Here is a 1,539-nt window from a genome sequence, read left to right as displayed (position 1 = left end):
TTAAGCTCCCATGAAAATTAAATTCTATGTTTAATGAAAAATGGCAAAACTAAAGAAGACGTAGCTCATTCGTTTTTTAAAAACTGCAACGCCTGAGTTTTATGCTATGTAGATCTTGGAAGTTAAGAGGCTTCAGTAATAGTAACGGTATATCCAAGTTTTTCTAATTTTTGAACGGAATGCCTTACTATGAACTGCTGTTTTTGCTTCTCAAAATAATCTTCTCCTAAATCGACATACATTTCTTTGCGGGTAAGTAGATAATAGGAGATTCTTAGCATGGCATGAGCTACAGAAATTGCTGCTCGTTTTTTACCTTTTCTTGCTGCTGTTCGCCTATATAAAGCACCGAGGTAATTTTTCGAGCCTCTTACTGAATGAGCTGCTTCGGTTAATGCAGATTTTAAATATTTGTTTCCTTTTTTTGTTTTAGACGACTTTCTTTTTCCGGCGCTTTCGTTGTGCCCAGGCACTAGTCCTGCCCATGAACATAAATGTGCTGCACTTGGAAATTGTTTCTCAATATCTGTTCCAATTTCAGATAAGATTTGTTCAGCCATACGAGTCGCAATTCCTGGTATGGAGTCTAATCGTTCAACATCTTCTTGGAAAGAAATGACTCGCTGAGAGACCTCACGGTCTAATTTTTCGAGTTGTTCATTCAGAAATTCAATGTGAGTTAAGATGGTCTTTATCATAAGACGTTGGTGGGGGTTCACATATCCTTGAAGAGCTAACTCTAGTTCATCTTTTTTTCGTTTCATAGTACGGCGAGCGAAGCTTGCAAGTTTCTCAGGATCTTCTTCACCATCAGCTATTGCATGAAGCATATCTCGGCTAGAAACCCCTAAAATATCGGATACAACAGAGGAAAGTTTAATGTTTGCGCCCTCTAAGACCTTTTGAATTCGGTTATGTTGTCGTGCTCGCTCTTCAATTATGCTTCGACGATATCGAACTAGTTCTCTCAACTCGCGCTGATTTCGATTGGGAATATAGCTAGCTGTAAGTAACCCGTGACGAAGAAGTTCAGCGATCCATTCAGCATCTTTGACATCTGTTTTCCTTCCAGGGACTGCTTTCATATGAGTAGCATTAACCACCAAAAATTCAATTGATTCTGCTTCCAATAAATTGACGATTGGCTTCCAAAAAACACCTGTGCTTTCCATTGCGACATGGGTACACCCTTGTTCTTTAATCCAGTCAATTAGCTTTAATAAGAAAACAGTCTTAGTTGAAAATGTTTGAATCTCCTTTCCATCTGGTGTAATGACACATGCAGTAATACTGTCCTTATGAACATCCATACCACATGAGCGTTCAATGATTACCTTCATTGAAAACATCCTTCCTACGGCACTACCTATAAGGAGGCTGGTGCAACAATCATAAAAGGACTAATCTCCCATGAGTGCTTCCCGAAAGGGAGCGACAATCTATGATGCACCATGATCGTTGGAGTCAGACTAACGGATGGGCTCGTAGCACCAACTTAAAACGACCTTCCTCTCCAGCCGTAGTAGCAGTATGGACGGA

Annotated in this window: 1 protein-coding gene; it reads right to left on the bottom strand. The window is 39.9% G+C overall.

The annotated features are described in order from the left end of the window. Positions 1-122 precede the first annotated feature (122 nt). A complete protein-coding gene (locus ACM6JA_RS16365; RefSeq protein ID WP_414853161.1) occupies positions 123-1,340 on the bottom strand; it encodes an IS110 family transposase in 1,218 nt (405 codons plus the stop codon). Positions 1,341-1,539: the final 199 nt, after the last annotated feature.

The sequence above is a fragment of the Brevibacillus sp. IT-7CA2 genome, from assembly GCF_949767855.1.
GTDB lineage: Bacteria > Bacillota > Bacilli > Brevibacillales > Brevibacillaceae > Brevibacillus.
The sequence above is the reverse complement of the archived record's forward strand: the minus strand, read 5'-3'. Positions and strand labels throughout refer to the sequence as shown.

What these genes read in the sequence shown, in the direction of transcription:
- ACM6JA_RS16365 (WP_414853161.1), bottom strand. Translation starts at nt 1,340, where the DNA reads ATGAAGGTAATCATTGAACGCTCATGTGGTATGGATGTTCATAAGGAC.